The sequence below is a fragment of the Ensifer sp. Root278 genome (assembly GCF_001429285.1).
Lineage (GTDB): Bacteria > Pseudomonadota > Alphaproteobacteria > Rhizobiales > Rhizobiaceae > Ensifer.
In genome coordinates this window covers 1-4,597 of sequence record NZ_LMJJ01000033.1, presented here as the reverse complement: position 1 = coordinate 4,597, position 4,597 = coordinate 1, and the positions used below count along the sequence as shown (strand labels likewise).

The 4,597-nt window shown below is 60.0% G+C and carries 2 protein-coding genes and 1 pseudogene; 2 read left to right on the top strand and 1 reads right to left on the bottom strand.

Features of this window, described 5'->3' with window-relative positions; all coding sequences use genetic code 11:
• Window positions 1-258 precede the first annotated feature (258 nt).
• Window positions 259-1,926, top strand: a complete 1,668-nt coding sequence (locus ASE60_RS19735; RefSeq protein ID WP_057252250.1) for a transposase — start codon at window positions 259-261, stop codon at window positions 1,924-1,926.
• A gap of 302 nt (window positions 1,927-2,228) precedes the next feature.
• Here the strand turns inward: ASE60_RS19735 and ASE60_RS19730 are convergent, their stop codons facing one another.
• Complete coding sequence (locus tag ASE60_RS19730; protein ID WP_057252249.1) at window positions 2,229-3,464, bottom strand: biotin/lipoyl-binding protein; 1,236 nt, start codon at window positions 3,462-3,464, stop codon at window positions 2,229-2,231.
• A gap of 1,038 nt (window positions 3,465-4,502) precedes the next feature.
• Between ASE60_RS19730 and ASE60_RS36230 the strand changes: the two are divergent.
• A pseudogene (locus tag ASE60_RS36230) lies at window positions 4,503-4,597 on the top strand (recombinase family protein); the annotation flags it as partial.

Here is a 4,597-nt window from a genome sequence, read left to right as displayed (position 1 = left end):
GACTACCCGCGCATGACTCGGGGCCGATGTGGATCGCTACTCCTTCATCGTAATGGACTTGCACCATCTACTCCTTGCCGGTTTGTACCGGCGTTCCCCCCAAATCTGCCCCSGTTACCMCCAGCGTCGTAACCGGGGCACATTTGGTGGCGTCCCTTTCGCGGCCGCTATGTAAGACCTGTGCATAAGCGGGCGATATGAGCCGTCGGCGATGGGTCAAGGATTCCGCCTTGGGCGCAAATCAGATTCGTTTCGGTCATGCCGAAGAAGCGCCTCCCCTCCCCCGAGCACGCCGACACGCTATCGCTGAACGCGTTGCGTTCGCTTGTGACGGGTCTGGTCAGTGAGGTCAGGGAGCTCTCCGCAGAAGTCACGAAGCTTCGCGCCGAGAACGCGGAGCTTCGCGAAGAGAATGCAGCGCTGCGCCAGGAAAACATCCGCCTGAAGGTGGAGAACCAGCTCTTGCGCGACGAGGTCGCCAGACTGAAGAACCTGCCGCCGCGGCCGCCGTTTCGCCAGTCGGGCATGGAGAAGGCGACGGATTTCAAACAGGATGATCCGCCGGCAGCCAAGAAGAAGCCGCGCGGCCCGAAGCTCGACATCAAGCGGGTGAGCCGGGAAGACGTACTCCGCATGACGCCGCCTCCAGGTTCACGTTTCAAGGGCTACAAGAGCTGCCATATCCGGGAACTGATTGTCACAGCTGAACTCGTGCATTACCGGCGCGAATGCTGGCTGACACCGGACGGCAAGATGCTGCTTGCGCCGTTGCCTGCAGGAATCATCGGAAGCTACGGCGCCAACCTGCGACGGTTTTGCCTGATGTTGCACGCGCAAGGACAGGTGACGATGGAGCGGCTGACGACGCTGCTCAACGATGTTGGCGTCGACGTCTCCAAGCGGCAGGTCGTGCGGCTGATGACCCAAGGGCTGGACAGCTTTGTCGCCGAGGATGCGGCGGTGCTGCATGCCGGGTTGCTTTCGGCACCCTATATCACCGTCGACGATACCGGCGCCCGGCATGCGCGCTCCAATTTCCATACGACCCAGATCGGCGGGGCGCAGTTCACCAATTTCCGCACCACGCCCTCCAAGTCCCGGCTGAACTTCCTGTCGCTGCTCAGAGGCAGCTATCAGGACTATGTCCTCAACGACGCCGCCTTCGATTATCTCGATCGCCGTCGCGTCGATCCGGCGCTGGTCGCCAAAATCCGCAGCCATGAACCCAGACGCTTTTGCAACCAGGTGCCATTTCTCGAATATCTGGCGAGCAAAGGCATCGACATTTTCGACCGGCAGGCGATCCGTGTACTGGCGGAAGCCGGCATCTGGGGATCGATCCGCCATCATGGTCTCATCGGTGACACCGTCATCGTTTCCGACGACGCCGGCCAGTTTCGGGTCGGCAATCATGCGCTCTGTTGGGTCCACTCGGAGCGGCTGCTGCAAAAGCTAATGCCGACAACGCCGCGGCAGGTGCGTCTAGTCGAGACGGTGCGCGATCTCGTGTGGCAGTTCTACCGGGCGCTGAAGAACGTCAAACGAAAGCCGCCGCCAGGGCTCACTGCCGCATTCCACCGACGCTTCGACCGTATCTTCTCGCTCAGCACCGGTTACGACGAACTCGATAAACTGCTCGCGCGCCTGTTTCGCCGCAAGGACGAACTGCTCAAGGTGCTGGAACGACCGGGAACGCCGCTCCACACCAATGCGTCGGAGAACGATCTGCGCAGCTTCGTCACCAAGCGCAAGATCTCCGGCGGCACGATGAGCCGCGATGGTCGCGTCGCACGCGACACCATGCTCGGGCTGATGAAGACCTGCCGGAAGCTCGGACTTTCCTTCTGGCACTATCTCGGTGATCGCCTCGGCGTTGATGGCCAGGCCATCCCGCCGTTGGCCACCCTTGTCGCGACCAAAGCCTAGGCGCCCTCCCCTACGAACAGGCATCTTGTACTTCTTCAGCCCATGCTATGATCCATGTCGGTTTTGGTTTGGCGTTTCAAACGCTGAATTGTCATACGGCGGCTGGGTTTACCCGAACAACACCGGTAGATTTATCGCTAACGATTTCAATAGCGCCGCTATTCCGCAGCGACTGCGCGCCTAACTCGGACAGCGACGAAATTCGTTACCGGACCTGCCTGAGGGGGACCGCAGGTCAAGTGGAGCGCGTTATTGGGCGGCGGCGCCTCGCCTCAAGACCCGTGGGTCACCTTGTTTCCGCTTTAGTGCCCACCGAACACCAGTGTCTGCACCGGCAGCATCAGCGCCTGCAAGCGCAGGATCATCGCATGGACGAGACCGACGGTATCGACTACGTGCAGATAGACCCAGCGGCCAGTGCTGATGTCGGGCGACTCCAGTTCATCATGGCTGTTGGTATACGCATTGGCAATGCAGGTGCTGCCCGGAGGCACGTCATCGAGCACGCCGGGATAGAGCGGCTCCATGAAAACGGTCAGCGTGCCGGGCCGCGAAATATTCGCAATATCGATCAGCTGATCGCTGGCGCGCACCTGACCGGCGGCAATCACATCCTGCACCTCGGTGACGACGAGCGGGATGATGGTGAAAGGCTTGCCGACGCAGGTCGCCTCGCCGATCATGCCGACCTTGATCACTTGCGTCTCGATCTGGCCGAAGCCGGCAACCAGCCACGGCTTGCCACCGTTACCTTCAGGCACCAGAACGCCCGCCGGCCGCAACATTGGATTGACCACTTCGCCGACCCGGAGGGTGAACTGCTGCAGCGTGCCAGACACGCCGGCGCGCACGGTGGTCTTAGTGATATCGACCTCCGCCTGCTTCAAGGCCGCTTCGGCGCTGGCCTTCTGCGAGGGCAGTAGCGACTGGAGCTTGGTCTCCAGCGTCTGCTTGTTGGACTGGGCGGCGGTAAGCGCACCCTTGCTACCTTCCAGTGCGACTTGTCGACGCTCGATCTCGCGCCGTGCGACGACATTTGGGTTCAGCTTGTTCAGTTCGACCTGGGTCTCGTATTCGTCCTGGGCCTGCTGCACCGCCGCCTGTGCCTGCACAATCGCGCCATCGGCAGCGACCAGCTCGGTGCGCGAGACAGTCATCTCGGCATCGACTTCGGCGATCTGTCGACGGGCAACCTCGGCGGCGGCTTCCTCTTCCGAGCTGTCGAGCTTGAACAGGGGCTGGCCGGCCTCCACCTTGTCGAAGGCAGTGACATAGATTTCGGAGACCCGTCCGCTGGTCTCGGGAAGCACCGCGACGGTGCGGAACGCCGCGTTCACATGCGACGTCGACGGATGGAAGTAAAAGATCAGCGTGATCAAGGAGATCGTCAGGAGGATGCAGGCGGTGATCCCGTAGCGCAGTTCGAACCAGACGGAATAGATCGTGATCTCTTTGCCGAACCGCTTGCCCTGGGCATAACGGCGGTAGAGATAGTCCGGCAGGATTGTCAGCATCGAGCATAGCATGAATTCAAACATGGCTCAGGCTTTCCCTCCCACGGACGACTGATCTACAACGGGCACGGATGGCTTGCCACGGCTTCGAGTTCCACCGATGCCGGCGGCGTTTCGATCTGGCCGGCTCCGGTGAGCGGGAGATCGACGAGAGCGGATCATGAAGTCACGGCGACATCGAACAGCATGTCGCTCTCCTGAGCGGTGATCAACGGCGGCAGGTGGTGAATGGCAGTTGGATGGAATGCTGTCGGACATTGCCCGTCACCGAGAGCAGATGGATCAGGAGGCTGCAGATTAGCACAGTCTCAGTAAACGCAAGAGATACTTGCGGGAATCAAGCTGGCCAGGCCCCGGGAAATCATCTTCGTGATGCCGCGAGCACGTCAATCACCTCAAGGCATCCGGGCTTTGAGAAACCCCTCCCTCTTCGCCGTGAAGCCGTTAGGTTGCCTATCTCATCAGCATCGCCAGAAAATCTGCCCCCGTTACCCCAGCGTCGCACTTCCTGCGCAAATTTATCAACAATTAACCATATGAATTAACGTCTTTAATTACACAAACGGAAGCCAATTTACCTCATACTTCCGTCATGTGGACGTCAATTTCGGCGCCAACTCACTATCGATAGGGTTCAAGTATCAATAGTGATGGGTTTGGAGGCGCAAATGCCTGATGTCGGTCGTCCGGGATAACCGGAAACGCCTGGTTTTTCGGGCTTCTCGGGTGCCGTAGCCCGGGATGACCGGACTCCCCAAGACGGAACTCGCCGGGCGGCGGCGGCGCACATGGCCCGTCCCCTTTACCGAATTTGAGCTCCGATGCGTTTCAGCGGCCCCCTCCTCTCGTGGGCCATCTCCGAAACCGCTATCTTTCCAGCGTTTCCGCCACAGAAGCCCGCTGGCGCGCGTTTACCACTGTGGATGCCCCGTTGCTCATCCCGGGTGACGATTTGAGTCTGGCGGGCTTCAATTTGATGCATAAAACACGCTTGCAACCGACCAATTTCTCACGCATTCCTTATCTGTACAAAGCCTTTTGAAACGAGGCCGTTAAAAAGCGATGGCGAAGCGACAAACCGTTAACGTCCAACAGCCACTCAAGCGGCTGATCGGCTACGCCCGCGTCTCGACCGACGACCAGGTCCACGATGCTCA